Annotated in this window: 25 protein-coding genes; 6 read left to right on the forward strand and 19 right to left on the reverse strand. The window is 76.9% G+C overall.

From position 1 onward, the window contains the following. Window positions 1-71: 71 nt before the first annotated feature. Window positions 72-797 (forward strand): aminoglycoside phosphotransferase family protein, encoded by a 726-nt coding sequence (locus GWJ10_RS08355; protein ID WP_163186859.1) that lies wholly within the window; start codon window positions 72-74, stop codon window positions 795-797. A gap of 157 nt (window positions 798-954) precedes the next feature. After that, window positions 955-1,341, forward strand: a complete 387-nt coding sequence (locus tag GWJ10_RS08360) for a hypothetical protein (protein WP_021482779.1) — start codon at window positions 955-957, stop codon at window positions 1,339-1,341. 62 nt (window positions 1,342-1,403) lie between these two features. Here GWJ10_RS08360 and GWJ10_RS08365 read toward each other — a convergent pair whose 3' ends face one another. Continuing rightward, window positions 1,404-2,057: a LysE family transporter gene (locus GWJ10_RS08365; protein ID WP_163186775.1), complete on the reverse strand. Its 654-nt coding sequence runs from the start codon at window positions 2,055-2,057 to the stop codon at window positions 1,404-1,406. A 68-nt stretch (window positions 2,058-2,125) separates the two neighbouring features. Here GWJ10_RS08365 and GWJ10_RS08370 point away from each other — a divergent pair, with 68 nt between their 5' ends. After that, window positions 2,126-3,040 carry a LysR family transcriptional regulator ArgP gene (locus GWJ10_RS08370; protein WP_163186777.1) on the forward strand — a complete coding sequence of 305 codons (915 nt, stop codon included), beginning with the start codon at window positions 2,126-2,128 and terminating at the stop codon, window positions 3,038-3,040. A gap of 24 nt (window positions 3,041-3,064) precedes the next feature. Here the strand turns inward: GWJ10_RS08370 and GWJ10_RS08375 are convergent, their stop codons facing one another. The 16 genes from GWJ10_RS08375 to GWJ10_RS08450 all read right to left on the reverse strand — a co-directional run bounded on the left by GWJ10_RS08375 (window position 3,065) and on the right by GWJ10_RS08450 (window position 19,160). Further along, the gene (locus tag GWJ10_RS08375) at window positions 3,065-3,412 is read right to left on the reverse strand and encodes an STAS domain-containing protein (RefSeq protein WP_128082767.1); all 348 of its coding nucleotides are present in this window, start codon (window positions 3,410-3,412) and stop codon (window positions 3,065-3,067) included. Between the two features lie 45 nt (window positions 3,413-3,457). Next, the gene (locus GWJ10_RS08380; RefSeq protein WP_009863124.1) at window positions 3,458-3,721 is read right to left on the reverse strand and encodes a GlsB/YeaQ/YmgE family stress response membrane protein; all 264 of its coding nucleotides are present in this window, start codon (window positions 3,719-3,721) and stop codon (window positions 3,458-3,460) included. Between the two features lie 146 nt (window positions 3,722-3,867). After that, window positions 3,868-5,250: a condensation domain-containing protein gene (locus GWJ10_RS08385; RefSeq protein WP_163186779.1), complete on the reverse strand. Its 1,383-nt coding sequence runs from the start codon at window positions 5,248-5,250 to the stop codon at window positions 3,868-3,870. Next, window positions 5,247-5,945 carry a hypothetical protein gene (locus tag GWJ10_RS08390; protein WP_163186781.1) on the reverse strand — a complete coding sequence of 233 codons (699 nt, stop codon included), beginning with the start codon at window positions 5,943-5,945 and terminating at the stop codon, window positions 5,247-5,249. Before GWJ10_RS08390 ends, GWJ10_RS08385 begins: the two co-directional genes overlap by 4 nt. Next, complete coding sequence (locus GWJ10_RS08395; RefSeq protein WP_163186783.1) at window positions 5,942-6,640, reverse strand: HAD-IA family hydrolase; 699 nt, start codon at window positions 6,638-6,640, stop codon at window positions 5,942-5,944. Before GWJ10_RS08395 ends, GWJ10_RS08390 begins: the two co-directional genes overlap by 4 nt. After that, window positions 6,637-8,565, reverse strand: a complete 1,929-nt coding sequence (locus tag GWJ10_RS08400; RefSeq protein ID WP_163186785.1) for a hypothetical protein — start codon at window positions 8,563-8,565, stop codon at window positions 6,637-6,639. Before GWJ10_RS08400 ends, GWJ10_RS08395 begins: the two co-directional genes overlap by 4 nt. Continuing rightward, window positions 8,562-10,049 carry an MATE family efflux transporter gene (locus tag GWJ10_RS08405; RefSeq protein WP_163186787.1) on the reverse strand — a complete coding sequence of 496 codons (1,488 nt, stop codon included), beginning with the start codon at window positions 10,047-10,049 and terminating at the stop codon, window positions 8,562-8,564. The genes GWJ10_RS08400 and GWJ10_RS08405 overlap by 4 nt, the downstream gene beginning before the upstream one ends. Then, window positions 10,033-11,256, reverse strand: coding sequence for an acyl-CoA dehydrogenase family protein (locus tag GWJ10_RS08410; RefSeq protein ID WP_163186789.1), 1,224 nt, complete (start codon window positions 11,254-11,256; stop codon window positions 10,033-10,035). Before GWJ10_RS08410 ends, GWJ10_RS08405 begins: the two co-directional genes overlap by 17 nt. After that, window positions 11,253-11,972 carry an acyl-CoA dehydrogenase family protein gene (locus GWJ10_RS08415; protein WP_163186791.1) on the reverse strand — a complete coding sequence of 240 codons (720 nt, stop codon included), beginning with the start codon at window positions 11,970-11,972 and terminating at the stop codon, window positions 11,253-11,255. The genes GWJ10_RS08410 and GWJ10_RS08415 overlap by 4 nt, the downstream gene beginning before the upstream one ends. Then, entirely contained in the window at window positions 11,969-12,904 is a 936-nt protein-coding gene (locus GWJ10_RS08420) for a hypothetical protein (protein ID WP_163186793.1), read from the reverse strand. The genes GWJ10_RS08415 and GWJ10_RS08420 overlap by 4 nt, the downstream gene beginning before the upstream one ends. A gap of 43 nt (window positions 12,905-12,947) precedes the next feature. Then, a complete protein-coding gene (locus tag GWJ10_RS08425) occupies window positions 12,948-13,232 on the reverse strand; it encodes an acyl carrier protein (protein WP_061268877.1) in 285 nt (94 codons plus the stop codon). A 73-nt stretch (window positions 13,233-13,305) separates the two neighbouring features. After that, the gene (locus GWJ10_RS08430) at window positions 13,306-14,625 is read right to left on the reverse strand and encodes a type III PLP-dependent enzyme (RefSeq protein ID WP_163186795.1); all 1,320 of its coding nucleotides are present in this window, start codon (window positions 14,623-14,625) and stop codon (window positions 13,306-13,308) included. After that, window positions 14,622-16,079, reverse strand: a complete 1,458-nt coding sequence (locus GWJ10_RS08435) for an ATP-grasp domain-containing protein (RefSeq protein WP_163186797.1) — start codon at window positions 16,077-16,079, stop codon at window positions 14,622-14,624. Before GWJ10_RS08435 ends, GWJ10_RS08430 begins: the two co-directional genes overlap by 4 nt. Then, window positions 16,076-17,080 carry a 3-oxoacyl-[acyl-carrier-protein] synthase III C-terminal domain-containing protein gene (locus GWJ10_RS08440; protein WP_076406744.1) on the reverse strand — a complete coding sequence of 335 codons (1,005 nt, stop codon included), beginning with the start codon at window positions 17,078-17,080 and terminating at the stop codon, window positions 16,076-16,078. The genes GWJ10_RS08435 and GWJ10_RS08440 overlap by 4 nt, the downstream gene beginning before the upstream one ends. Continuing rightward, the gene (locus GWJ10_RS08445) at window positions 17,077-17,343 is read right to left on the reverse strand and encodes an acyl carrier protein (RefSeq protein WP_051028423.1); all 267 of its coding nucleotides are present in this window, start codon (window positions 17,341-17,343) and stop codon (window positions 17,077-17,079) included. The genes GWJ10_RS08440 and GWJ10_RS08445 overlap by 4 nt, the downstream gene beginning before the upstream one ends. After that, window positions 17,340-19,160, reverse strand: a complete 1,821-nt coding sequence (locus GWJ10_RS08450; protein ID WP_163186799.1) for a fatty acyl-AMP ligase — start codon at window positions 19,158-19,160, stop codon at window positions 17,340-17,342. The genes GWJ10_RS08445 and GWJ10_RS08450 overlap by 4 nt, the downstream gene beginning before the upstream one ends. Before the next feature lie 229 nt (window positions 19,161-19,389). Here GWJ10_RS08450 and GWJ10_RS08455 point away from each other — a divergent pair, with 229 nt between their 5' ends. Beyond that, entirely contained in the window at window positions 19,390-20,061 is a 672-nt protein-coding gene (locus tag GWJ10_RS08455) for a LuxR C-terminal-related transcriptional regulator (RefSeq protein WP_206154387.1), read from the forward strand. On the opposite strand, the gene GWJ10_RS08460 is transcribed toward GWJ10_RS08455, so the two are convergent. After that, window positions 20,058-20,477: a VOC family protein gene (locus tag GWJ10_RS08460; RefSeq protein ID WP_163186801.1), complete on the reverse strand. Its 420-nt coding sequence runs from the start codon at window positions 20,475-20,477 to the stop codon at window positions 20,058-20,060. The two genes, GWJ10_RS08455 and GWJ10_RS08460, sit on opposite strands and share 4 nt — an antisense overlap. Before the next feature lie 61 nt (window positions 20,478-20,538). Between GWJ10_RS08460 and GWJ10_RS08465 the strand changes: the two genes are divergently transcribed. Further along, window positions 20,539-21,168: a putative glycolipid-binding domain-containing protein gene (locus GWJ10_RS08465; RefSeq protein WP_241005719.1), complete on the forward strand. Its 630-nt coding sequence runs from the start codon at window positions 20,539-20,541 to the stop codon at window positions 21,166-21,168. Window positions 21,169-21,270: 102 nt separating this feature from the next. Here the strand turns inward: GWJ10_RS08465 and arfB are convergent, their stop codons facing one another. Further along, window positions 21,271-21,708: an alternative ribosome rescue aminoacyl-tRNA hydrolase ArfB gene (gene arfB / locus GWJ10_RS08470; protein ID WP_076406737.1), complete on the reverse strand. Its 438-nt coding sequence runs from the start codon at window positions 21,706-21,708 to the stop codon at window positions 21,271-21,273. Window positions 21,709-21,963: 255 nt separating this feature from the next. On the opposite strand from arfB, the gene GWJ10_RS08475 reads away from it, so the two are divergent. After that, window positions 21,964-22,345, forward strand: a 382-nt coding sequence (locus GWJ10_RS08475; protein WP_163186805.1) for a superoxide dismutase, incomplete at its 3' end; no start/stop codon positions are given.

A 22,345-nucleotide genomic window follows, 5' to 3' on the forward strand; every position in this document is an offset into this window, starting at 1 on the left:
GCGTGCTGAGACGGGCCGTAAATCGCTGTTCCACGCTCCGCGCACCGCGCAGGATCGGGGCCGTGGACGACATGACGGAGCAGGAGCTCACCGGCGGCAACGTGAACGACGTCGTGCGGCGCGGGGACACGGTGCGGCGCTCGGCGGGTCCGTGGACCCCGACGGTCCAGGCGCTGCTGGCGTGGGTGCGTGCGCAGGGCGTCTCGTTCGTGCCCGCCCCGCTCGGGCTCGACGAGCAGGGCCGCGAGGTGCTCGGCTGGATCCCCGGCGAGACGGGCGGCTGGCCCGTCCCGGACTGGGTGTGGACAGCCGCGGCGCGCGAGCAGGCCGCCCGGATGCTGCGCGCGGTGCACGACGCCTCGGTCGGCTTCGCTCCCCCGGGAGCCGTGTGGCGCTCGCCGGAGCGCGAGCCCGCGGAGGTCGTGTGCCTCAACGACGTCGCGCCGTACAACATGGTGCACGACGGCGAACGGGTCGTCGGGTTCATCGACGTCGACATGGCGGCACCTGGGCCGCGCGCGTGGGACCTCGCCTACCTGGCCTACCGGATGTGCGGGTGGTGCGAGGACATGCCCGCTCCCGCGGACGCCCGGCCCGAAGAACGGCTAGCGCACCTGCTGGAGGCCTACGGGCCGGACGCGGCGCCGGGGGCTGCCGACGTGCTCCGCACGATGCGCGAGCGCCTGCTCGACCTCGCGGACTGGACCGAGGAGCGTGCCCGGACGACGGGCCGCGACGACCTGCGGGAGCACGCCGCGCTCTACCGCCGGGACGTCGAGCGCCTGCCGCGGGGGTGAGGGGGTGGTTGCCGGTGCCGCACCAGCAGGGGGCAGAGATGCGGCACCGGCTGCCCCTCACGCTAGATGCGAACTGGACAAGCGTCCAGTAGCAGGAGCGGGTGAAGTTGACGAAGGTCCCTTCCGCTGACAGCGCTTTCCGCTGAAGATGTGGCCCATGGGGCTGAACTGGGGGAACACCGGGCCGGACGTGTACGAGGCGCACGCGCCCGAGGGCGTCTACCGCATCGTCGCGCGCGGCACGGAGTGGTGCCTCGAGAAGCCGTTCCCGACGCCGGGCCGCATCGGCGGCTTCCCGTCGACCGCCGAGGCCATGGCCTGGGGCGACGACCTGCACCTCGCCGCGAGCGGCCCGCGCGTCCGGACGCCGCAGCCCGCATGGCCGACCGTCGACGAGTTCGCGCGCGTCGTCGACGTCCAGCCGACGGTGCTGCGCTCGTGGATCGCGGTGCACGCCGGCGGCTCGACGAGCCCTCGCCGCCGCATCGACCCGGCGACCCAGCAGCGCATCCGCACGTTCTACCAGCTCGACGCGACGCCCTGACGCCGCGGCCCCACCGCCCCGTACCCCCGCGTGACCGCGCGCGGTGACCTGCCCCCAGCCTCTCAGCCACCCAGCAGCAGGGACACCCCGATCGTCGCCATGACGAGGGCGATCACGCCGTCGAGCACGCGCCACGCCCCGGGCCGGGCGAAGACCGGCGCGAGCAGCCGCGCGCCGAAGCCGAGCGCGGTGAACCAGACGACGCTCGCCACCATCGCCCCGGTGCCGAACAGCCACCGGGCGGTGTCGGCGCCTCCGGCCCCCGCCCCTCCCGCGTGGGCGGCGGCGTAGCCCGCGGCGAGCGACCCCAGCAGCAGGACCGTGTCGAGGTACACGTGCGGGTTGAGCCACGTGAGGGCCAGCGACGTGCCCACGGCCGACCGCGCCGACGTCGCCCCCGCGCCCGACGCCGGGTCGAGCCCTCCGGGGCGCAGCGCCCGCCGGGCGGCGAGCGCCGCGAGCGTCAGGAGGAACGCGGCGCCACCCCAGCGCACGACGGTGAGGAGCACGGGCGCACCCGTGACGAGCGCGCCGAGGCCGGCCGTCCCGGCCGCGATGAGCACGAGGTCCGAGAGCGCGCAGACGAGGACGACGGGCAGCACGTGCTCGCGCCGGAGCCCCTGGCGCAGCACGAACGCGTTCTGCGCGCCGATCGCGACGATGAGGGACAGCCCGGCGGCGAGGCCGGCGGCAAGGGGCGCGAGGAGGGCGAGCACCCTTCGACGGTAGGGACGCCGCTCAGTGAAGTACAGCGACAGATTCTGCAGAACCGTAAGATCCCCTCATGGTGGACCTGCAGCCCGACCAGCTCCGCGCGCTCGAGGCGATCGCCGCGACCGGCACGTTCGACGCCGCGGCGCGCCGGCTCGGCGTCACGCCGTCGGCCGTGAGCCAGCGCATGCGCGCGCTGGAGTCCGCCGTCGGGCAGGTGCTGGTGCGGCGGGGCAAGCCCGCAGAGCTGACCCCGCCCGGGCGCGTGCTCGTGCGGCACGCACGCCACCTCGCGCTCCAGCAGGCGGACGTGCTCGCCGAGCTGGGCATCGGGCGGGACGGGCAGGACGCGAGCGACCCGGCGGCGCTGCCCGAGATCACGCTCGTCGTCTCCGGGGACGCCCTGACGACGTGGGCGCTGCCCGCGCTCGCCGAGGCGGCGGGGTGGGCGCGGCTGGAGGTGCTCCGCGAGGACGAGGAGCACTCGATCGGGCTCCTGCGCGACGGGACGGCGGTCGCGGCCGTGACGTCGGTCGCGGACGCGGTGCCGGGCTGCCGGTCGACCCTCCTGGGCCGGATGCGGTACCGGCCGTGCGCGAGCCCGGCGTTCGTCGAGCGCTGGTTCCCCGACGGCCCGACGGCCGCCGCGCTGTCCCGGGCGCCCGTCCTCGCGTTCGACCGCAAGGACGACCTCCAGGAGCGCTACCTGCGGCTGCGGGCGCAGGAGGCGGACACCGCGCTCGACCCGCCGCGCCACTACGTCCCCGCGTCGCACGAGTTCCGCCGGGCCGTCGAGCTCGGCATGGCGTGGGCGATGCTGCCCGACCTCCAGAGCGCCCGGGCCGAGCGGGCCGGGCGCCTCGTCGGCTTCGACGACGAGCGGGCGGTGGAGGTGCCGCAGCACTGGCAGCAGTGGCGGCTGCACTCCGCCTCGCTCGACCGGCTCGCGACGGCGGTCGCACGCGCGGCGCGCGACGCGCTGGGATAGCACGTCGCGCGCCGCGGGCGTCGGTCAGCCAGCCAGCGCACCGGCCGGTTCGTCGGGAGGGGGCACCTCGTCGGGGCCGACGATCTCGACGAGGTCGAGGGCGTGGCTGAACTCCAGGATCTCGAGCACCTGGGGCGGGACGCCGAGGAGCCGCGGTCGCGACTCCTCGGTCACCTTCATGAGGAGCAGGTGCAGCCCCGACGAGTCCATGAACGTCACGGCCGAGAGGTCGACCGTCTTGGGGCGGCCGTCGATCGTGGCGGCGAGCCGAGCCTTGACGGCGTGGGTGACCGCGAAGTCGATCTGGCCCCACATCACCCAGCGACGGCCGCCGTCCTCGACGCGGACTCCCCCGGTGCCAGTGCTCCCCACGACGCTCCCGTCCCCGACGTCACCGACGGTGCGCCGTGCGCACGGTCAGCCCCGGTTGTTCCGGGTGACCGCACCGTACACGCCGAGGGTGATGAGCGAACCCAGGATGGCGAGGAGCCAGGTACGGAAGTCGCCCAGGTCGCCCAGCGAGGTCCCGAAGAACACCGAGCCGAGCCACCCACCGAGCAGCGCGCCCAGGATGCCCAGCAGGATGGTGATGATCACCGAACCGGTCTGCTTGCCCGGCAGGACGGCACGGGCGATGAGACCGGCCACGAGGCCGAGGACGATGTACGCGATCCAACCCATGAGTACTCCTCCGATACGTCGGTTTCCCTGCGGACGTGAACACTCCCAGGCTCCGGCACTCCTCGCACGCGCTGGCGCCGTCTCACCCGCACCCCGTTGCGGACGTCACACCGCCCGACGCGCGGGCGTGGCCCTCGCTGCGCCGGTCAGGGGGCGGTAGGCCGAGGGCCGCGTCGGGGCGACGACGGGGTCGGGGCCCGGGATGCCGCCAGGACCGTGCGCTCGACGTCCCGCACCACGGACGCCGCGGTCGCGTCGTCGAGGCGCGCCGCGTCCGCCGTGAGCACGACGTCGACGCCGCCGTCCGGCGCGTCCACGAGGTGCAGCGTGAGCGTGACGCCGCCCTGCTCGTCGGACGCGTCGGCGCACGCCAGCCGCCGCGACCGCGTGGGTCGTGCGCGCAGCGTCCGGTCGGGCCCGGTGCCGCGCCGGTCGTTGTACCAGCACGTCCCGTCGTGCACGGTCGTCGGGTCGGCGGCGGCCTCGCGTCGGAGCAGGTCCTTGTCGTAGTACGCCGAGCGGTACGCGGTCATCGCGGCCCGCCAGACGCGCGGCCCGACCTCCTCGAACGGGGCGTCGAGGCCGTCGACGTGGAGCAGCCCCTCCATCGCCGTCGTCACGACGGCGTCCGCGAGCGCCGGCCGGAACCGGTTGCTCACCATGACCTGGAGGGCGAGGTCGTCGCGGCCCGCGGCGGCGGCCAGCGCTCGGCACGACGCCGCGAGCAGCACCCCGGACGTGCTCGTGCGCCACCGGGCCGCCACGCGCTCCGCGGCGGGCCCGAGGCGGAGCGAGCGCAGGACGGTCTGCCGGTAGCGCGGCCGCGCGGCGGCCACCGCCTCTCCCGCCGCACCGCCGTCCGGGCCCTCGGCGCTCCCTCGCGGGAAGACGACGACGGGCGCCGCCCGCATCGTGCGCAGGGTGCGGGCTCGGGCGGCGGCGTCGTGCCGGCGGCCGTCGTGCGACGTCTGCCAGGCCGCCTCGTCGAGCGGCGTCCATGCGGCCCGCTCCGGCGGGGCGCTCCCCGCGGCGAGGGCCGTGAGGTCGGCGTCGAGCACGGGCAGGCCCCAGCCGTCGAGGGCCGTGTGCGCGACGACGAGCACGGTGTGGTGCACCGCGCCGTCGACGGTCACCAGACCGGCGCGCACGGGCAGGTCCGTCGCGTAGTCGAACGCCCGGCCCCAGAGCTCGTGACGCATCCGTGCGCCGCGCACGGCGACGGCGGCGAGGTCGTCGACGCGCTCCTCGACCACCTCGACCGTCCCGGCGCCGCAGAGCTCCTGGGCGAAGCCGTCGCCCCGCGCGTGGATCCGCGTCCGCAGGGAGTCGTGGCGCTCGACGAGCGCGCGCACCACCTCGACCGCCGCGGCGGTGGGCAGAGGACGGTCGAGAGGACCTCCCCACACGAGGTTGAACTGGTGGTCCTGCGGCGCGAGCGCCACGAGGGCCCGCCGGATGGCGGTCTGCCCCCACGTGGCGGGCCCCTCGCCCGCGCTGCCGCGGACCTCGACCCGGTGCACGACCCTCATCGGGCCCCCTCCCCTGCGACGACCGGTCGTGGCACGCGGACCGGGCGGTCGCGCTGCTCCCCCGGCCACGCCCGGACGCGGCACACGTGCGGGCGCGCGCCCGGCGTCGCGCACGCGGCGACGGCTCCGTCCGGGGCCGGCACGTCGGACACCCACCACTCCTGCCCGCGCCACGCGCCGTCGTCGGCCCGCACGACCCCGGGGGTGGTGACGTCGAGCCCGAGCACGTCGAGCAGGCGCCCGCCGACCGCCTTGGCACACGCCTCCAGGCGCGCGAGGCGACGCCAGTCGTCGGCGGCTCCCGCGGTCCGTGCCGCAGGGGCGAGATAGCGCGCCGCGACGCGGGCGACGTCCACGCGGGGGTCGCGCACCTGCACGTCGACGCCCACGTCGTCGGCCGCGAGCGCGACGAGCGCGTGCCCCCCGCTCCGGCTGAGGTTCCACCGCTGCCCGACGACGGGCCCCGGCTTCCCGTGCGGCCCCACCTCCCACCCGACGTCCGTGGGCGCCAGGCCCGCGCGTCGCGCGAGGATCACCCGGGCGGCGACGTGGGCGTGCACGTACCGGGAGGCGTCGGCGGCGACCGCGAACCGCCGGGACCGCGCCCGTTCCGCCGCGCCCAGCAGGGCGTCCCCGCCGAGCACGGGGACCGTCGTGTCGACGTACCAGGCCTCGACGTCGAGGACTCCGCTCATGCCACGACCTCCAGGCTCGCGACGCGCAGGGGGCGGTCGGCCCGCACGATGACCTCCAGCCCGCCGCGCAGCGGTCGTGCCGCCACCGGCCGCAGGTCCGGCACGCGGTGGTGCGCCCCCGGCACGGGCTCGGGCCCGACGGCGAGCACGGCCGCCGTCGCCTCGCGCCCCGCCGCGACGCCCGCCGCCGAGTCCTCGAGCACGAGGCACCGCCGCGGGTCGACGCCGAGCAGCCGGGCCCCGGCGCGGAAGCCCTCGGGGTCGGGCTTCCCGCGCGTCACGTCCTCCGAGCACACGAGGCGCCCCGGCACCGGCAGCCCCGCCGCGGTGAGGCGCGCGAGCGCGACCTCGCGCGCCGCCGACGTCACGACGGTCCACGTGCGCGGGTCCAGACCGGCGAGCAGCTCGGCCGCGCCCGGCACGGCGACGACGCCCTCGGTGTCGTCGCACGAGAGGCGATGCAGCCACGCGACCTCGCGCACGACGTCGGCACCCGGCGCGACGAGGCGGACGACCTCGACGTCACGCCGTCCGTGCGACGCGGCGACGACGGCCTCGCCGTCGAGCCCGAGGCGGGCGGCCCACGCGAGCGTGTGGCGCTCGATCGCGGCGGACGAGTCGACGAGCGTGCCGTCGAGGTCGAGCAGCAGCGCGTCGCCGCGCCACCGCCACACGCCCGCAGGGCCGCCGCTCACAGCAGCTCCGCCGCGCGCGCGGACCGCGCCGCGGCGTACCGGTCGGCGTACTCCTGCGCGGCACCCGTCGCATGCTGGAGGCCGAGCGGCGCGCGGCTCGGGCGGCCGAGCGGCTCGCCCACCGCGCGGGCCACGACGGGCAGGCCGGCCGCCTCGTCCGCGAGCGCCACGAGGAGGTCGGCAGCGTCGAGCCGCTCCCCGCCCGCGGTCGATGCGCGGCGTGCCGCCCACAGCCCGCGCGAGACGTGCCGTCCGCCCGGCACGAGGCGGAGGAACCCGCGCACCTCCAACCGCTCGCACGCGAGGACCTCCACCGTCGCCCGGGCGGCCGCTGTCCGCCCGTCGCCGTGCGCGGGCGCGGGGCCGCCAGGCGCCGTGTGAGGGCGACCCGTCCCGTCGACCGCGGGGGACGCGGTGTCGTCCGACCCGACGGCGGTCGCCGCTACGCCGCGCTCGTCCACGACGTCCTGCTCGTCCGCCACGAGGTGCTCGGCCGCGCCGTCGAGGTCGCCGTGCGCGGCGAGGTCGGCGACGGCGTCCGCGGCCTGCGCGCCGCACGACGCGCAGTCGTGCACGACGACCCGCACCGGCACCGCGGGACCGGCCGCGCGGCAGACGACGGCCGCGTCCCGCTCGGCCAGGAGTCGCACCGTGTCGAGCGTGGCCGGGTCGAGCCGGTCGTCGTGCGCGGCCAGATCCGGCCGGGCGGGCCCCGCGGGGTACGCGCCGCCCGCCGTGGCATCCTGCGCCGTGGTCGCCCAGGCCGCGCCCGCGGCGAGCGCGTCGAGACCGAACGCGACGAGCTCGTCGACGCGGTCCTCGGGGCGGTCGGCGGGGAGCAGCCCCGAGAGCACCCACGTCCGCACCGCGGCCGCCCGGTGCGCCGTCGTGCCGGGGCCGGCAGCCGGTGGCCAGGCGGTCCGCGCGACGTCGGACCCGAGCAGCCAGCACGCCGCGCCGAGCTCGACGAGCGCGGCGGGCGCGACGCCCCCCAGCCGCGGGCAGACGCCCGCGGCGAGCGCCGCGACGTCGTGCGCGACGACCGCCGGGTCGACGCCGAGCCACCCCGCCCAGGCGTCCCAGGCCCACCCGAAGGGGTGCTCGAGCGGCTCGCCCGCGGCGGGCCGCAGGACGCGCAGCGTGCAGCGCGACCGCTCGAGCGTGACGGCGACCGGCCGCAGGGTCGCCGGGACGCGCGCCGGCGTGCGCTCCGGCCCGGGCCGGTCCCACGCGTCCGGGTCGACGACGTCGTCCGCCGGGACGGTGGCGTGCCGGGCGCCGTGCGCGTCGTTGCCCGCGAGGCTGGGGCCGTCGCCGTGCTCGAGCAGGTGTGGCAGCGTCGCGACGACGGGGTACCGCTCGCGCGCGCAGAAGGTCACGACGGCCTCGTCGTCGTCGCGCGCGTCGTCGGGCAGGGTCGCGAGGTGCGCGGCGAGCCGTCGGGCGCCGTCGGCGGGGAGCACGAGGCCGAGCGTCGGCACCCACTCGTCGTGACCGAGCGGCGCCCAGGCCTGGCCCGCCGCCGCGGCGGCGCGCACGAGGTAGGCGTTGCGCGGGCTGTTCCAGTTCGAGTACAGCGCGACGGCGTGCCGCGGCCGGGCCCGCACCGCGCGCCGGACGAGCTCCGCGAAGCCCGCGACGGGCGTGACGTCGTCCTGGAGCACGAGGTGGTGCGTCGCACCGGGCGCGACGGCGGCCCAGGCGCGCTTCGCGGTGCGCAGCGGGCTGGGCGGACCGTCCGGGTCGGGGTCCTCCACGACGCGGACGTCCAGCGGCGCGCACGCGCGCACGAGGGCGGACACGTCGCCCCGCGCCGGGTGGTGCATGACGACGACGCTCAGCACCGGGTCGCGGACCTCGCCCCGCGCGGCCACCCGCCCCGGCCCGGGCTCCCCGGCGCGCACGACCACCGGTCCGGCCGTCACGACGCGACCTGCCGCGCCCGGCCGCCGCCCGCGCGTCGTCGCACGAGACGCACCGCGACGGGGAGCAGGACGGCCAGCCCGACGACGTTCGCCACCGCGATCGTCGCGTACAGCGCGGTCGGCCCGCCGCCCGCCCGGGCGAGCGCCCCGCCGACCCCGAGCGACACCGCGTGGTACAGCACGTTGAGCGTCACCGCCACGCGCCCGTACCCGAGCTGCTCCAGCAGCGTCACGAGGTACAGCACGAGGCCGACCCCCGCGTACGACGGCCCGACGACCCGCAGGTACAGCGCCGCCTGCGCGGCGACCTCCGGGTCGGCGGAGAGCTGCCCTGCGAGCAAGGGCGCCGCCGCGAGGACGAGGGCGCCCACGACGACGTACGTCCCCGCGACCACGACCGTCCCGGCACGGAACGTGCGCGGGAGGAGGCCGAGCGCACCTGCGCCCCACTGCTGGTTCATGACGATGCTCACCGCGGCCGCGAGGCCGATGGCCGGCACGACGACGAGCGTCTGCACCGTCGCGGCGCCGCCGAACCCGGCGACGACGTCGGTCCCCGACGGCCCGAGCACCCACACCATCACGAGGTTCGTCACGGTGAGCAGGAGGTAGGACAGACCCACCGGCAGGCCGACGCCGAGGAGGAGCGCGCGCACGTCGACGCCCCGGCCGTCCCCCGCGCCCGGTCGCGAGGCGCCGCGCGTCGGCCGCCCCGGGCGCGGGAGAAGGCGCGCGCGCACGAGGAGGGCCCACGCGACGCCCGCGCCGACGAGCGTCGACCCGGCGATCGCGACCGGGACGGCGAGGACGCCGAACCCGCCGACCAGCCCGACGAGCCACACGACGAGCACCTGGAGCCCCGCGACGAGCAGCGCCACGGTCGCCGACGCGCCCGTGCGGCCCCAGCCGCGCAGCGCGGCGGCCGCCACCGCCGTCGGCACGGACAGGACGCTCGCGAGCACCGTCCAGCGCGCGAACGCCACGAACTCCGCGACGAGCGGGCCCGGCACGGAGAGCACGGTCGCGAGCGCCGGGGCGGCGAGGACGACGAGGAGCGCCACGGCGCCGAGCACCGCACCGCCCGCGGCGACGAACCGCCCCAGGAGCGCCGTCGTCGCGGACGCCGGTACGTCGTCCCGGCCGCGCGCGCCGCGCAGTCGCGCGAACCCGACCTGCGTCGAGACGTCGAGACCCTCCTGGACGGCGAGGACGAGGAACGTCACGGGGATGAACAGCGAGCGCACGTACAGGGCGTCGTCACCCATGTGCCCGAGGAGCGCCGCGACGACGAGCTGCGCGAGCGCTCCGACGACGAGCGCGGCGCAGATCGGGCCCGCGAGCCGCAGGACGCGTCGGCGCAGCTCCGCGACCGACGGCGCCGACGCGCCCGGCAGCCCCGACCCGCCCGGCGGCGCGGCGTCAGGATCGGGCCCGGGGACGGGCAGGGCCGGTGCCGTTCCTGCCTCCCTAGACGAGCTCGACATGCCGTGCCCTGCCCTGCAGCCAGCCCTGGGCGAGCGTGAGCCGCTGGACGGTCCGCGTGCCCTCCATCATCTCCAGGCCGGGCACGTCGCGGACGAGCTTGTCGAGGTACGGGTGCTCCCACCGCGCGCCGGGGCCGAGCAGCGCGGGCACCGCGCGCGTGACCTCCTCCGCGAGGTCCAGCGCCGTGGCCTTCGCCGCCGCGGGCAGCGTCCCGTCCGCCGGGTCGGCGTCGGCGCCGCGCGCCGCCTGGAGCACGAGGGCCCGGGCCGCGTGGAGACGGTCGTCGAACGTCTCGAACAGCAGGCGCTCGTCGGCCAGGAACGACGACCGCGCGGCCCGCACGTAGTCGAGGGCCGCCTGCGTGACACCCACGGCGAGCGCCGCGACGACGGGCCGCAGCCGGTTGAACGTGCGGACCGCCCCGAGGAGGCCACGGCGCGACGGCGAGAGGTGCCGGCCCAGGGTGTCCTCCGGGCGGAGCGGCACGTCGCGGAGCCGGACCTCGCCGAGCTGCACGGCCCGCATGCCCGTCGTCACGAGCGGCGCGGCGTCGAAGCCCGGGCGCGCGGTGTCGACGAGGTAGACCCCGACCCCGAGCGGGCCCGGGCGGTGCCGTGCGAACACGACGCCGAGGCTCGCCCGGGCGACGTTGCCGACGTACTTCTTGTGGCCGCGCAGAACGGCGCCCGGGCTCCCGTCGTCCGCAGCTGCACCGCCCTCGGTCGCGCCATCCGCCGTCGCGCCGCCCGTGGGCACGCCTCCCGCGACCACCGCGGTCTCGAGCGCGGCGGCGTCCGAGCCGCGGTCGGGCTCGGTGAGCCCGAAGAACGTCCAGGTGCGCGGCTGCGCGACGTGCCGGTAGAAGCGGTCGCGCTGCTCGTCGTCCGCGAGGTCGTCCACGACGACCCCGGACATCGACGGCCCCGGCGCCCCGACGACGACGGACGCGTCGCCCCACGCGAGCGTCTCCGCGACGACGGCGCGCTCGACGCACGTCCGCACGAGCACGGGCACGCCCCGCACGCGCAGCGGGTCGTCGAGATAGCCCGGCGGGAAGCCGCCCAGCTGCCGGTACGGCAGCACGCCGGCGTCGAGGAGCGTGTGCAGGGCGCCCGGGTCGGCGTCGACCGCGAGCGCGCGCTCGCGGAGCGCGACGGCCACGGGGCGCAGGTGGTCCCGCAGCGCGAGGAGGTCGACGGTGGTCATGCGTCCTGCCCTTCCCCGCCGCGGGTCGCCCCGGTCGGCAGCGTCCCGCTCGCATGGCCGAGCAGGTCGATCGTGCGGGCCAGCCGGGCCGCGTCGCCGTCGACGAACCCGGAGGCGCCGAACAGGTTGTGGACGGTGCGCGACGTGCGGTCGAGCACCGCGGTGACGCGCGCGAGCGTCGTGGCGGGCACCGGTCGGTCGTCCGCCCGCTCCCCGGGTTCCGCGGTCACGCGCGCCAGCAGCGCTTGCGCCTCCAGGTGCGCGAGCGCGGCGTCCGCGAGGACGAGGCGGACCGGCGGCAGGTTCACCGTCGCCGTGCCGCCGACGCTCCGGCCGCGCAGCCGGTCGACCGCACGGTCGGCCAGCCGTTCGCACAGGCCCGTCCGCGCCCACGCCACCCCCACGCGCCACGCGGCGTCCGCGGCACGGTCGCGCCGGTCGTCCACCGGCCCGGACGCCGCCGCGCGCCAGGCGAGCAGCGGGCCCGCGTCCGACAGCACCTCGCCCAGCAGCGCCGACCCGGGCGGCGGGGCGACGTCGTCGGGAAGCAGGACGCACTCCCCCGGCAGCACCGCGACAGGCAGCACCGCGGCGAGCGCGACGAGCGCCGCGACCGCGCCCTGCTCGCGCGCGACGTCGCGCACCCCGGGGACCCCGGTCGCCACGACGTCGACACCCACCGTGCCCGCGCCCCGCGAGACGATCCCCGCGCTCATGCGAGCACCGCCTCGCGGGCGCGGCCGCCGGCCTCCGGCGCCGTCGCGGCCGACCGCGGACCGAGGGCGAGCGAGCAGCGGTAGCCGAGCTCGACGCACCGCTCGTGCAGCACGACGGGTGCGTCCGGGGCGTCGTCGTCCGCGAGCACCTCCCAGACGCCCGTCGCCGCGGCCCCGGGGTCGGCGTGCCGCACGACGTCGCCGTCGAGCAGGGGCACGTCGGCCGGGTCCACGTCGACACCGAGGACGACGCGCCGGACGTCCGGGCCCGCCTCGCGGGGCGCGTCGGACGACCTCGCCGACGCGCCAGGGCCCGCGGGGCGCGGACCCCGCGGGGCGCGCGCGACCGACAGGTCCTCGACGGGCCGCCCCGCGCCGTCGCGCGCGACGACGAGCGCCACCACGCGGTCCCGCGCCGGGACGCGCGTCGCCGTGGGCGGGAGCGTGCACTGCTCGAGGACGAGCACGACGGCCGTCCCCGCGCGCCCGGCATCCCCCGGCCGGCCGGCTGGCCCGACACCCGGCCCGCCGTCGGCGAGCAGCTCGCCCGCGAGGCGCAGCGCGGTGAACGGGCCCGCGAGCCCCTGCTCCGTGACGCAGAAGGTGGACGGGCCGCCGTCGAACAGGTCCGCGACGAACCCGCCGAGGAGCCGTTCGTGCTGGAGGTCGGGAGTCGTCACGACGAGCACGACGAGGCGCACGTCGTCGAGCAGCCCACGCCCGTCGAGCGCCGCGCGCGCCGCGCGGATCATCGTCGGGTAGTCGCGGCCCGGCCCGTCCTCGAGCCAGTCCGTCGGCTGGTCCTCGCCGTAGACGTACCGCAGGTCCTCCGCGACCGACCGCCGCATCCCGTCCCCGACGGGCGCGAGGTCGTCGACCGGCACGTCCACGACGGCCCGCACCCGCAGCGCGTCCTCGCGCGGACCCGACACCGGCGAGGCTCCGGGCCCCGCACCGCTGCCCCCGAGCGGCACGTCAGTTCCGGGTCGAGTGCTCGACGACGAAGTCCGTCAGCGAGCCGACCGTCTCGAGGTGGTGCTGCTCGAGCGACTCCGGGTCGACCTCCATGTCGAGCGAGTCCTCGAGGGCCATGAGCAGGCCGAGGACGCTCGTGGAGTCGAGGTCGAGGTCGTCGAACAGGCGCGTCGCCGCAGTCACGTCAGGCAGCGGTCGCCCGAGGACGCTCGACAGGGCCTCGACGACGGCCCCGACGACGCGCTCGCGGCCGAGGGCCTCCTGCGGCTCGGTGCTGGTGCTCACGATGGTTCCTCCGGGTGGTGGGTCGGCGCCCGCGGGGCGGGCGGTGGCTGGACGACGGCGGACGGGCGGTGGGTCAGGGGACGGCGCCGACGGCGACGGGCTCGACCCGCGCGCCGAGGTCGTGGAACACCTGTCGCGCGAGGAGGTCGTCGGGCGTGTCCGCGTGCCGGACGAGGAACGTCTCGTCGCCCAGGGTGAGCACCTCGGCCGGGTACCCGTGGCTGAGGAAGTGCACCGGCGACGCCGTCGCGCCGTACGCGCCGGAGCGATCCACCGCGACGAGGTCGCCCGGCGCGAGGTCGGCCGGGAGCGACACGGCCTTGCCGATCGTGTCGTTGGGGGTGCAGAGCGGGCCCGTCACGTTCCACGCGACGTCCTCGGCGGTCGAGGCGGGCCCCACGCGGCGCATCGGGAAGTTGCGCTTGACGAACGACCCGATGCCGACGGCCGCCATGTGGTGGTTCGTGCCCCCGTCGGCCACCGCGAACCGCTCGCCCATCGACTCCTTGACGTACCGCACGCGCGCGACGTACGTGCCGCACAGCGCCACGAGGTAGCGGCCGAGCTCCATGACGAGGTCGGTCCGGGGGTGGCGCTGCACGAACACCTCGACGACGGGGTTGAGCGCCGCGGTGAGGACCTCGACGTCGAGGTCGCGCTCGCGCTCGAAGTACGCGACGCCCAGGCCGCCGCCGACGTCGACGAGCTCCAGCGGGAACCGCAGGCGCTCCGCGAGCCGTTCGGCGAGCTCGAAGATCCGCGTCGTGTTCTCGACGATCGTGCCCTCGTCGAGGATCCGCGTCCCCATGTACACCTGGACGCCCACGACGCGGGCCGCGGTGAGGCCGTCGCACAGGTCGGGCGCGTCGAGGAGCTGCTGCTCGTCGATGCCGAACTGGCGCGGCTTGCCGCCCATGGTGAGCCCGGAGCCCTTGACCGAGAACGACGGGTTGACGCGCAGCACGACGCGCGCGGGCCGTCCCACCGCCTGCGCGAGCTCGTCCACGAGCGCGAGCTCGGGGAGCGACTCGACGATGATCGCGCGCACGCCCGTGTTGAGGCACGAGACGAGCTCGTCCCGGCTCTTGCCGGGGCCGAGGAACAGGACGTCCTGCGGTGCGACGCCCGCGGCGAGCGCGGTGCGCAGCTCGGCGAGGGACGACACCTCGGCGTTCGCGCCGAGCGCGTGCAGCAGCCCGCAGACGCTGACGTTGGGGTTCGCCTTGAGCGAGTAGAAGATCCCCAGCGCGGGGTGCAGCCGCTCGCGCAGCGCCCGGTAGTTCGCGGCGAGCACGTCGCCGTCGTACACGTACACGGGGGTCCCGTACCGCTCCGCGACCGCGGCGAGGTCGGCGCTCCCGGGCGTCGTCGGCCGGGTCGGGGTCGTGGTCATCGGGCGTCTCCTTCGCTGGGGCGGCCGGTGGGCCGCGAGGCCAGCCGCTCCGTCACGGCGCGGTCGAGGCGGGTCAGGGTGTCCTCGTCGGGCGCGACGAGGAGGCCGTGGAGCCGGCCCGCGAACGTCGTGCCCGGCGTCGGCCCGGACGCGCCCGACGCCCCCGCGTTGACCGTGCCGGTCCCCTGGACCACGAGGCCCGCCTCGCCGGGGGCGCCGGGCAGCAGGTCGCCGAGCAGGTCGTGGAGCGCCGCGAACGGGAGCGGCGCGTCGAGCACCAGGGGGTACTGGCGCGCGAGCGCGACCCACCCGTCGGGCTGGAACCGCTCCTGGAGCGGGACGGTGTACGTCGACATGTTGCTGCGCGCGTTGATCTCGAGAACGGGCAGGAGCCGGCCGTCGGTGCGCACGAGCGCGTCGACCCCGACGAGGCCGTGGAAGCCGTCGGCCGCGAGCCGCGCGCCGAGGCGGCCCGACAGCTCGGCCAGCGCGTCGACCTGGTCCGCGGGCAGGCGCGACGGGATGCGGTGGCCCTTGTGGACGCCGCCCTCCGTGATCGCCTCCTTGACGAAGTCGAACGCGACCGAGCCGTCCCGCGCGACGGTGAAGTGGTAGTTGAGGTCCGTCGCCTTGTCGGCCCACACCTCCACCACGACGGCGAGACGGTCGTCGCCCGAGCGCGCGGCCCGGCGCGCGACCATGCGCACGAGCTGGTCGAGCCGGCGCGGGTCGTCGACGACGAGGATCCCCTTCCCGGAGACGCCGTACGCGTCCTTGACGCCGACGGTCGCGCCGTCCGCGACGAGCCGCGCGGCCTCGGCGCACGCGCGCTCGAAGTCCTCGACGGTGCGGCACGCCCAGCCGCGCGCCTGCTCGACGCCCAGCTCGTCGCACAGACCGCGGCTGTAGACCTTGCTGTTGACGGTCTTGGTCGTCGCCGCGTCGGGGAGCACCGAGCGCAGGCCCGTCGCCGTCGCGAGGTCCTCCTCGGCCGACGACGTCCCGTGCGCGAGGAGCCGCACGCCGTCCGCCGCGAGCTCCCCCAGGCGCGCGAGCAGCGCGGGCGAGTCGAGCGCGTCGAGCGTCACCGTGCGCAGCGGGTCGCTCGACCCGACGACGTGCACCGTGGGCAGCCCGACGCCCAGCGCGTCCAGGTGCGCGAGGTGGTCGGGGTCCGGCTCGGCCTTGAGCACGACGTGGTCGCGCGGGCCCGCCAGGAGCAGCGCGAGCTCGTCCATGCGGTGGACGAGCGCGGCCGTCGCCGACGCGCCGCCGACGGCGGGCAGGCTGACCTCCCCGGCCGCCCACGCGTCCTCGACCTCGACGTTCCCCAGCAGCACGAGCGGCGCGTCGGGCGCGCCCGCGAGCGCGCGCTTCGTCCGCGCGAGGAACGGCTCGCGGCCGGCCGTCGTGGTGGTGTGCGGGGCGGTCCCCGTCACCTGCTCGACCGTCATGCCTGCTCCTTCGTGTCGTGGACCGTGGCGCCTTCGGAGCCCTCGTGGCGCAGGACCATGGCGGAGAACGTCGCGCCCAGCCCGACGGCGACCATGAGGAACGGGTCGCCGGGCCGCAGCCGACCCTCGGCGCGCGCGGCGGCGTAGCCGATGAACGAGTCCGCCCCGAAGCAGTGGCCGGTCACCGGGACGTCGTCGAGCCGGACGCGCGCGAGCGGGAGGCCGAGGCGCGTGCACAGCCGACGCCAGGACACGCGGTTGACGTTGTGCGGCAGGACGAGCGCGAGGTCGTCCAGCGTGAGGCCCGCGCGCCCGACGGCCTCCAGCACGACCTCGGCGAGCACCTCGGTGTACGCGACGCCGAAGGGGCCTGCGAGGTCCTCGGGGAGCGGCACCTGGTGGTACTCGCCCAGCGTGCGGGTCGCGTAGGCGAGGACGGGGCTGCCCGGCGCGGCCCCGTCGGCGCACGAGCCTGCGGGGCGCGACGCCGCGACGAGGCACGCCGCCGTGCCCTCGCCCATGATCGTCGTGCCCTCGATGAGCCGGGAGCCCGGGCTGAACGCCTTCTCCCCCGTGAGCACCAGCGCGAGCGCGTCCGGGTCGCCGTCCGACGCGAGGAGACGCCCCGCGAGGTCGACCGCGAGCAGCGCCGACGCGCACGCGTGCTGGGTGAGCGTCCACACGACCGCGTGGTCCAGGCCGAGGCGCGTCGCGGCGTCGTGCAGGGGGTTCACCCCGACCGGGGCGACCGTCGCGATGGTCCGCGCCCCCAGCACGTACCGGACGCGGTGCTCGTTGCCCGCGAGCCCGGGCACCGCGCGCGCCGCGGCGACGAGCAGGTCGGTGAGGGTCTGCCCCGGCGCCGTGCACACCTCGCGCAGCCCGAAGAACCGCTCGAACACGCCGAGCTCGAGGTGGTCGAGGCCGAGCTCGTCGGCGAGGTCCCGGATCGGCACGCGCGTCGCGGGCACGTGCGCGCCGACGTCGACGAGGGTCGTCATGCCGCCGTCCCTGGGACGTCGACGACGCTGCGCAGGTGCGCCGCGAGCGCGCGCGGCGTCGGGTTGTCGACGACGGCCTCCGGGTCGAGGTCGACGCCGAGCGCGTCCTCCAGGTCGCCGAGCAGCGCCAGCACCTGGACCGAGCCGAGGCCGAGCCCGGCGAGGTCGGCCCCCGCGTCCACGTCGGCGGGGGCGACGCCGAGCGCGGTGGCGACGTGGCGCAGCACGAGGTCGTCGAAGGCGTCGGGGCGGGGTGCGGTCATGGTCGGGTCCCTGCGAGCTCGGGGTGCGCGCGGTCCCGGGCAGCGCGCAGGGAGTGGAGCGCAGCCAGGTCGCCCCGGCCGTGCAGGTCGCGCGCCCGGCCGCGCTGGATCTTGCCGCTCGTGGTCCGCGGCACCTGGCCGGGACGCACGAGGACGACGTCGTGCACCGCGGCGCCCGAGACCGTCGCGAGGTGGGCCGCCATCTGCCGGACGACGGCGTCCAGCTCCTCCTCGGCGCTCGCCGCCCCGCCCGCCCGGGCGCCCCGCGTGGGGCGGAACTCCTGGACCGCGCACAGCGCTCCCGGTCGGCCGTCCGCCTCGAACACCGCGCCCGGGCGGCCCTCGGCCCCGGGGTGCAGGCGGCGCAGCTCGCGCTCCAGGTCGTACGGGTAGAGGTTGCGGCCCGCGACGATGAGCAGCTCCTTGATGCGGCCCGTGACGACGAGCTGGCCGCCGTGCAGGGCCCCCAGGTCGCCGGTCCGCAGCCACGGTCCCGTGCCGTCCGCGGCGACGGCGCCGAAGGTCTCCGCCGTCGCGGTCGCCGCCGCCTCGCCCCAGTACCCGGCCGCGACGCTGTCGCCGCGCAGCCAGACCTCGCCGACCGCGCCGTCCGGCACGGTGGCGCCCTCGCCGTCCACGACCCGCAGCTCCACCCCGCTCGGCACGCCGCAGCACACGAGGCGCGCCCCCGGCCCCTCGACCGCCGCGGCGTCGGGGAGGGCGGACAGATAGGAAGCCTCCTCCGTCACGACCAGGCGGCCGTCGGCGAGCGCCGTCTCGTCCGCCGTGACGACGAGCGGGAGCCGCCTGTCGGGGTACGTGGCCGTCAGCGTCGCCTCCGCGAGGCCGTACCCCGGGCCGTGCGCGGACCCCCGGAAGCCCACGGGCTCGAACCGGCGCGTGAACGCGTCGAGGACGGCCGGGTCGACCGGCTCGGCGCCGCCGAGCGCCCACCGCAGGCGGGACAGGTCGAGCTCGGCGAGCTGGTCGTCGCGCACGCGCCGCGCGCACTGGTCGTAGCCGAAGTTCGGCGACGCCGTGACCGTCGCACCCGTCTCGGTGATGGCGGAGAGCCAGCGGACGGGGCGCTTGAGGAACGACGTCGAGGGCACGACGACCGCCGTCGCCCCGAGGCCGAGCGGCACGAGCAGCATCCCGACGAGGCCGAAGTCGTGGTACCCCGGGAGCCAGCTGCAGAAGACGTCGTCCGGGACGAGGCCGAGCGTCGTGGTGAAGGTGTCGTGGTGGTGCAGCACGTTCGCGTGCGTGACGACGACGCCCTTGGGGCTGCTCGTGGACCCGGAGGTGTACTGGAGGAACGCGACGTCCTGCGGGTCCGGGCGGTCCCGCCGCGCCAGGCCGTCCGTCGCGCCGTCGACCACGGTGACGGCGACCGGTCCGCCGTCGGCGCGCCGCAGCGGCACGGCCCACTCCGTCGTCTCGATCGCGGCGGTCGGGTCGACGAGGACGACGGCGGCGTCGCAGTCCGCGAGCATGCCGCGCACGCGCTCGCGCTGGTACGCCTGCCCGCCCGGGAGGGGGGACGGGACGGGCACCAGCCCGGCGGAGAAGCACGCGAGGAGCCCGACGACGAACGACGCGGTGGCCGAGTAGAGCACCAGCGCGCGGTCGCCGGGCTCGTGGCGGGCGGCGAGGCGGGCTGCGAGCGCCGCCGCCTGCGCGTCGAGCTCGGCGTAGGTGAGCGTCCGCCGCTCCCCCACCTCCGGCACGACGACGACCGCGGGGTGGTCCGGGCGCTCGCGCACGTGGTCGCGGACGAGGTCCACGAGAGTCCGGTCGTCCGGCAGCACGCCCACGTCGCCCCCTGCTCGCCGGCGCCGGGACCGTCCCGACGCACGCGGACGCCAGGAAGCACACGCCCCACCCCGGCGGTCCGGGGGAAGCCTCGCAGCGGTTGCTCGCGGTGTAAACAAATTCACGTGGCCGGAAGAGGACAAATGCCTTCTCTCGACCGCAACCCGTCACATCGGTCCGCACCGCGGGACGGCCCGGGACCGTTGCCGGGGTCGACTACAGTCACACGGCGTGACCTCGACGGAGCGGGACCCGGTCCTCGGGGCCCGCCGTTCCGCGCGGGCCCTCGCGCTGCGCCGCGCGCACGACGTCCTCGTCCTCGACGACGGCAGCGAGGCCTGCCCGGAGCCCCTGTGGCTCCGGGTCCGCGAGCGCGTCCGCCACGCCGCACGCCTCCGCGTCGTGACGCTCGGCGCCGGCGCCGTCGGTGCGGGTCGCGGCGAGGGCACGGACGGCGCACCCGCGCAGGACCGCGGTCCCCACCGTGCGGCGGGTCGGCCCGGTGAGACGAGCGGCGGCACCCCCGCGGTCGAGCGACGGGTCGCGACCTCCCTCCCGGTGTCGCTCGTCGCCCTCGACGACACCGTCGTGCTCGTGGCACGCCCCGGGCGCACGCGCGCGGTGACGGACCGCGACGCCGTCGCCGCGCTCCGCGCCCTCGCCGAGTCCGAGTGGGACCGCGCACGGCCCGACGGCGACGCCCTCGCCCCGAGCGAGGACACGCTGCTGCGGCTGCTCGCCGAGGGCAAGACCGACACCGCCGTCGCCGTCCGGCTCGGCGTCTCGCCCCGCACCGTGCGCCGTCACGCCGCCGGCCTCATGGGACGGCTCGGCGCCACCAGCCGGTTCGAGGCCGGCGTCCGGGCCGCGCAGCGCGGCTGGATCCGGATGACCGACCGCTAGCGCGCCGCGTCCGCCTCGACCTGGGCGTCGCTGCGCAGGATGCAGAACTCGTTGCCCTCCGGGTCGGCGAGCACGACCCAGCCCATCCCGTCGGGCGTGCGGCGGTCGGCGACCTGGGTCGCGCCGAGCGCGAGCAGGCGCTCGACCTCTTCCTCGCGCGACCTGTCGGTGGGCCGCAGGTCGAGGTGGACGCGGTTCTTCAGCTGCTTGTCGTCGGGCACCTCGACGAACAGGACGTGCCCGCGGCTCTCGGCGGGCGTCGTCGCGTCGGCCGGCGGGACGATCATGCACTCCTCGTGGCCGGGGAGGTTCGGGTCGCCGGGCACGTCGGTGTACCCGAGGACCTGGGCCCAGAAGACGGACTGCGCGTAGGCGTCCCGCGCGTCGAACGTGGTGTGGGAGATGCGAGAGGTCATGGCGCGACCCTGCCACGCGCTCGCCGCGCGGGCACCGGCTTTTCGGCCCACACTGACCGGCGTGAGCCCACGGACGAGGCACGTCGCATGGACCGGCTGGGACGACGACCCCGACCGCCTCGAGGCGGCGACGGTCACCGTCCGCGGCGACCGCCTGGCTGCGCTCGGCACCTCGCGTGCCACCACCTACGCGACGGCGTGGGCGCTGCGCACCGGGCCTGGCTGGGTCACGGAGCACCTCGACGTGTCGGTGCGGGGCCTCGGGTGGTCGCGGCACCTCGACCTCGCCCGGATGCCCGACGGCGCGTGGCGGGCCGACGTGCGCGATGCGGGGACGCCGCCGTCGGGCCTCGCCGCGCCCGGGGTGCAGGACCCGGCCACGCTCGACGGGGCGCTGGACTGCGACATCGCGCTCTGCCCGGTGACGAACACGATGCCGATCCTGCGGCTCGGCCTGCTCGGGGACGACCCGCCGGCGCACGAGACGCACCTCGTCATGGCCTGGGTCGAGGTGCCGTCGCTGCGCGTCCTGCGCAGCGACCAGGTCTACGCGGCCCGCACGCCGCTCGACCCCGCGACCGGGCAGGCTGTCGTCACGTACACGAGCGCGACGCGGGACTTCACGGCCGACCTCACCGTCGACGCCGACGGCCTCGTGGTGGACTACCCGGAGCTCGCGCGCCGCCTCTGACCCCGCCGACCACGAGGTTGCCGTCGCTCTCGCGTCGAGAACGACAGGAGGCCCGTGCTCGACCGTGCGCAGGGTCGTGGTCGGTGAGGCGTGCCAGCCGGGTCAGTCCTGCGGCGGGCGGCGCAGGCGCTTGACGTCCGTCCGCCGCTTCTTGGCGGCGATCCGCCGCTCGACGGACCCGCGCGTGGGCCGCGTCGCCCGCCGCGACGGCCCGGGCGGCGCGACGGCCGCGGCCAGCAGGGCGGCGAGCCGGGTGCGCGCCGCCTCGCGGTTGCGCCGCTGCTCCCGGTGCTCGGACGCCGCGACCGTGACGACGCCCCCGACGACGCGGCGACCCAGCCGGTCCAGCAGGCGCGCGCGCTGGGCGTCGGTGAGGACCGCCGACCGCGCGACGTCCCACGACAGCTCGACGCGCGAGTCCGTCGTGTTGACGCCCTGCCCGCCGGGGCCGGACGAGCGCGAGAACCGCCACGACAGCTCCGCCTCGGGGACGACCAGTGCGGTCGTCACGCGCAGGCCGGGGCGGGCGTCGTCGGGCATCCGTCCATCGTGCCCGACGAGGACCCCCCAGCCCAACGGATTCGGACCCCGGCCCCCTGACCGACCACCGTCCGTCGAGCACGGGACGAGCGACCGGAAAGGCGCCCTTCCGATCGCGGACCGCGTGCTCGGCGCAGCCGTTCGACGCGCGGGACGACCCGTCCGACCTGCAAGATCACAGCGCGCCGTCCTTGACCTCAACCGTGGTCGAGGTCCTAGCGTGGCTGCATACCGACGGAAGGAACCTGAGGAACCATGCCTGTCTACACTCTCCCCGAGCTGTCCTACGACTACGGTGCGCTCGAGCCGCACATCTCCGGGCGGATCATGGAGCTGCACCACTCCAAGCACCACCAGGCCTACGTCACCGGCGCGAACACCGCCCTGGAGAAGCTCGCCGAGGCCCGCGAGTCCGGCGACTTCGCCGCGATCAACCTCCACGAGAAGAACCTCGCGTTCAACCTCGGCGGCCACGTCAACCACTCCGCCTTCTGGACCAACCTCTCCCCTGAGGGCGGCGGCGAGCCCACCGGCGAGATCGGCGCCGCGATCGACGAGCACTTCGGCTCCTTCGACGCCTTCAAGAAGCAGTTCGCCGCCGTCGCCGCCGGCGTCCAGGGCTCCGGCTGGGCCATCC

Source organism: Cellulosimicrobium sp. SL-1 (assembly GCF_011033075.1).
Lineage (GTDB): Bacteria > Actinomycetota > Actinomycetes > Actinomycetales > Cellulomonadaceae > Cellulosimicrobium > Cellulosimicrobium funkei.

Coding starts and splice junctions, on each gene's coding strand:
- GWJ10_RS08355 (WP_163186859.1), top strand. CDS start 72: ATGACGGAGCAGGAGCTCACCGGCGGCAACGTGAACGACGTCGTGCGG.
- GWJ10_RS08360 (WP_021482779.1), top strand. CDS start 955: ATGGGGCTGAACTGGGGGAACACCGGGCCGGACGTGTACGAGGCGCAC.
- GWJ10_RS08370 (WP_163186777.1), top strand. CDS start 2,126: ATGGTGGACCTGCAGCCCGACCAGCTCCGCGCGCTCGAGGCGATCGCC.
- GWJ10_RS08380 (WP_009863124.1), bottom strand. CDS start 3,721: ATGGGTTGGATCGCGTACATCGTCCTCGGCCTCGTGGCCGGTCTCATC.
- GWJ10_RS08385 (WP_163186779.1), bottom strand. CDS start 5,250: ATGAGGGTCGTGCACCGGGTCGAGGTCCGCGGCAGCGCGGGCGAGGGG.
- GWJ10_RS08390 (WP_163186781.1), bottom strand. CDS start 5,945: ATGAGCGGAGTCCTCGACGTCGAGGCCTGGTACGTCGACACGACGGTC.
- GWJ10_RS08405 (WP_163186787.1), bottom strand. CDS start 10,049: ATGTCGAGCTCGTCTAGGGAGGCAGGAACGGCACCGGCCCTGCCCGTC.
- GWJ10_RS08410 (WP_163186789.1), bottom strand. CDS start 11,256: ATGACCACCGTCGACCTCCTCGCGCTGCGGGACCACCTGCGCCCCGTG.
- GWJ10_RS08415 (WP_163186791.1), bottom strand. CDS start 11,972: ATGAGCGCGGGGATCGTCTCGCGGGGCGCGGGCACGGTGGGTGTCGAC.
- GWJ10_RS08430 (WP_163186795.1), bottom strand. CDS start 14,625: ATGACCACGACCCCGACCCGGCCGACGACGCCCGGGAGCGCCGACCTC.
- GWJ10_RS08435 (WP_163186797.1), bottom strand. CDS start 16,079: ATGACGGTCGAGCAGGTGACGGGGACCGCCCCGCACACCACCACGACG.
- GWJ10_RS08440 (WP_076406744.1), bottom strand. CDS start 17,080: ATGACGACCCTCGTCGACGTCGGCGCGCACGTGCCCGCGACGCGCGTG.
- GWJ10_RS08445 (WP_051028423.1), bottom strand. CDS start 17,343: ATGACCGCACCCCGCCCCGACGCCTTCGACGACCTCGTGCTGCGCCAC.
- GWJ10_RS08460 (WP_163186801.1), bottom strand. CDS start 20,477: ATGACCTCTCGCATCTCCCACACCACGTTCGACGCGCGGGACGCCTAC.
- arfB (WP_076406737.1), bottom strand. CDS start 21,708: ATGCCCGACGACGCCCGCCCCGGCCTGCGCGTGACGACCGCACTGGTC.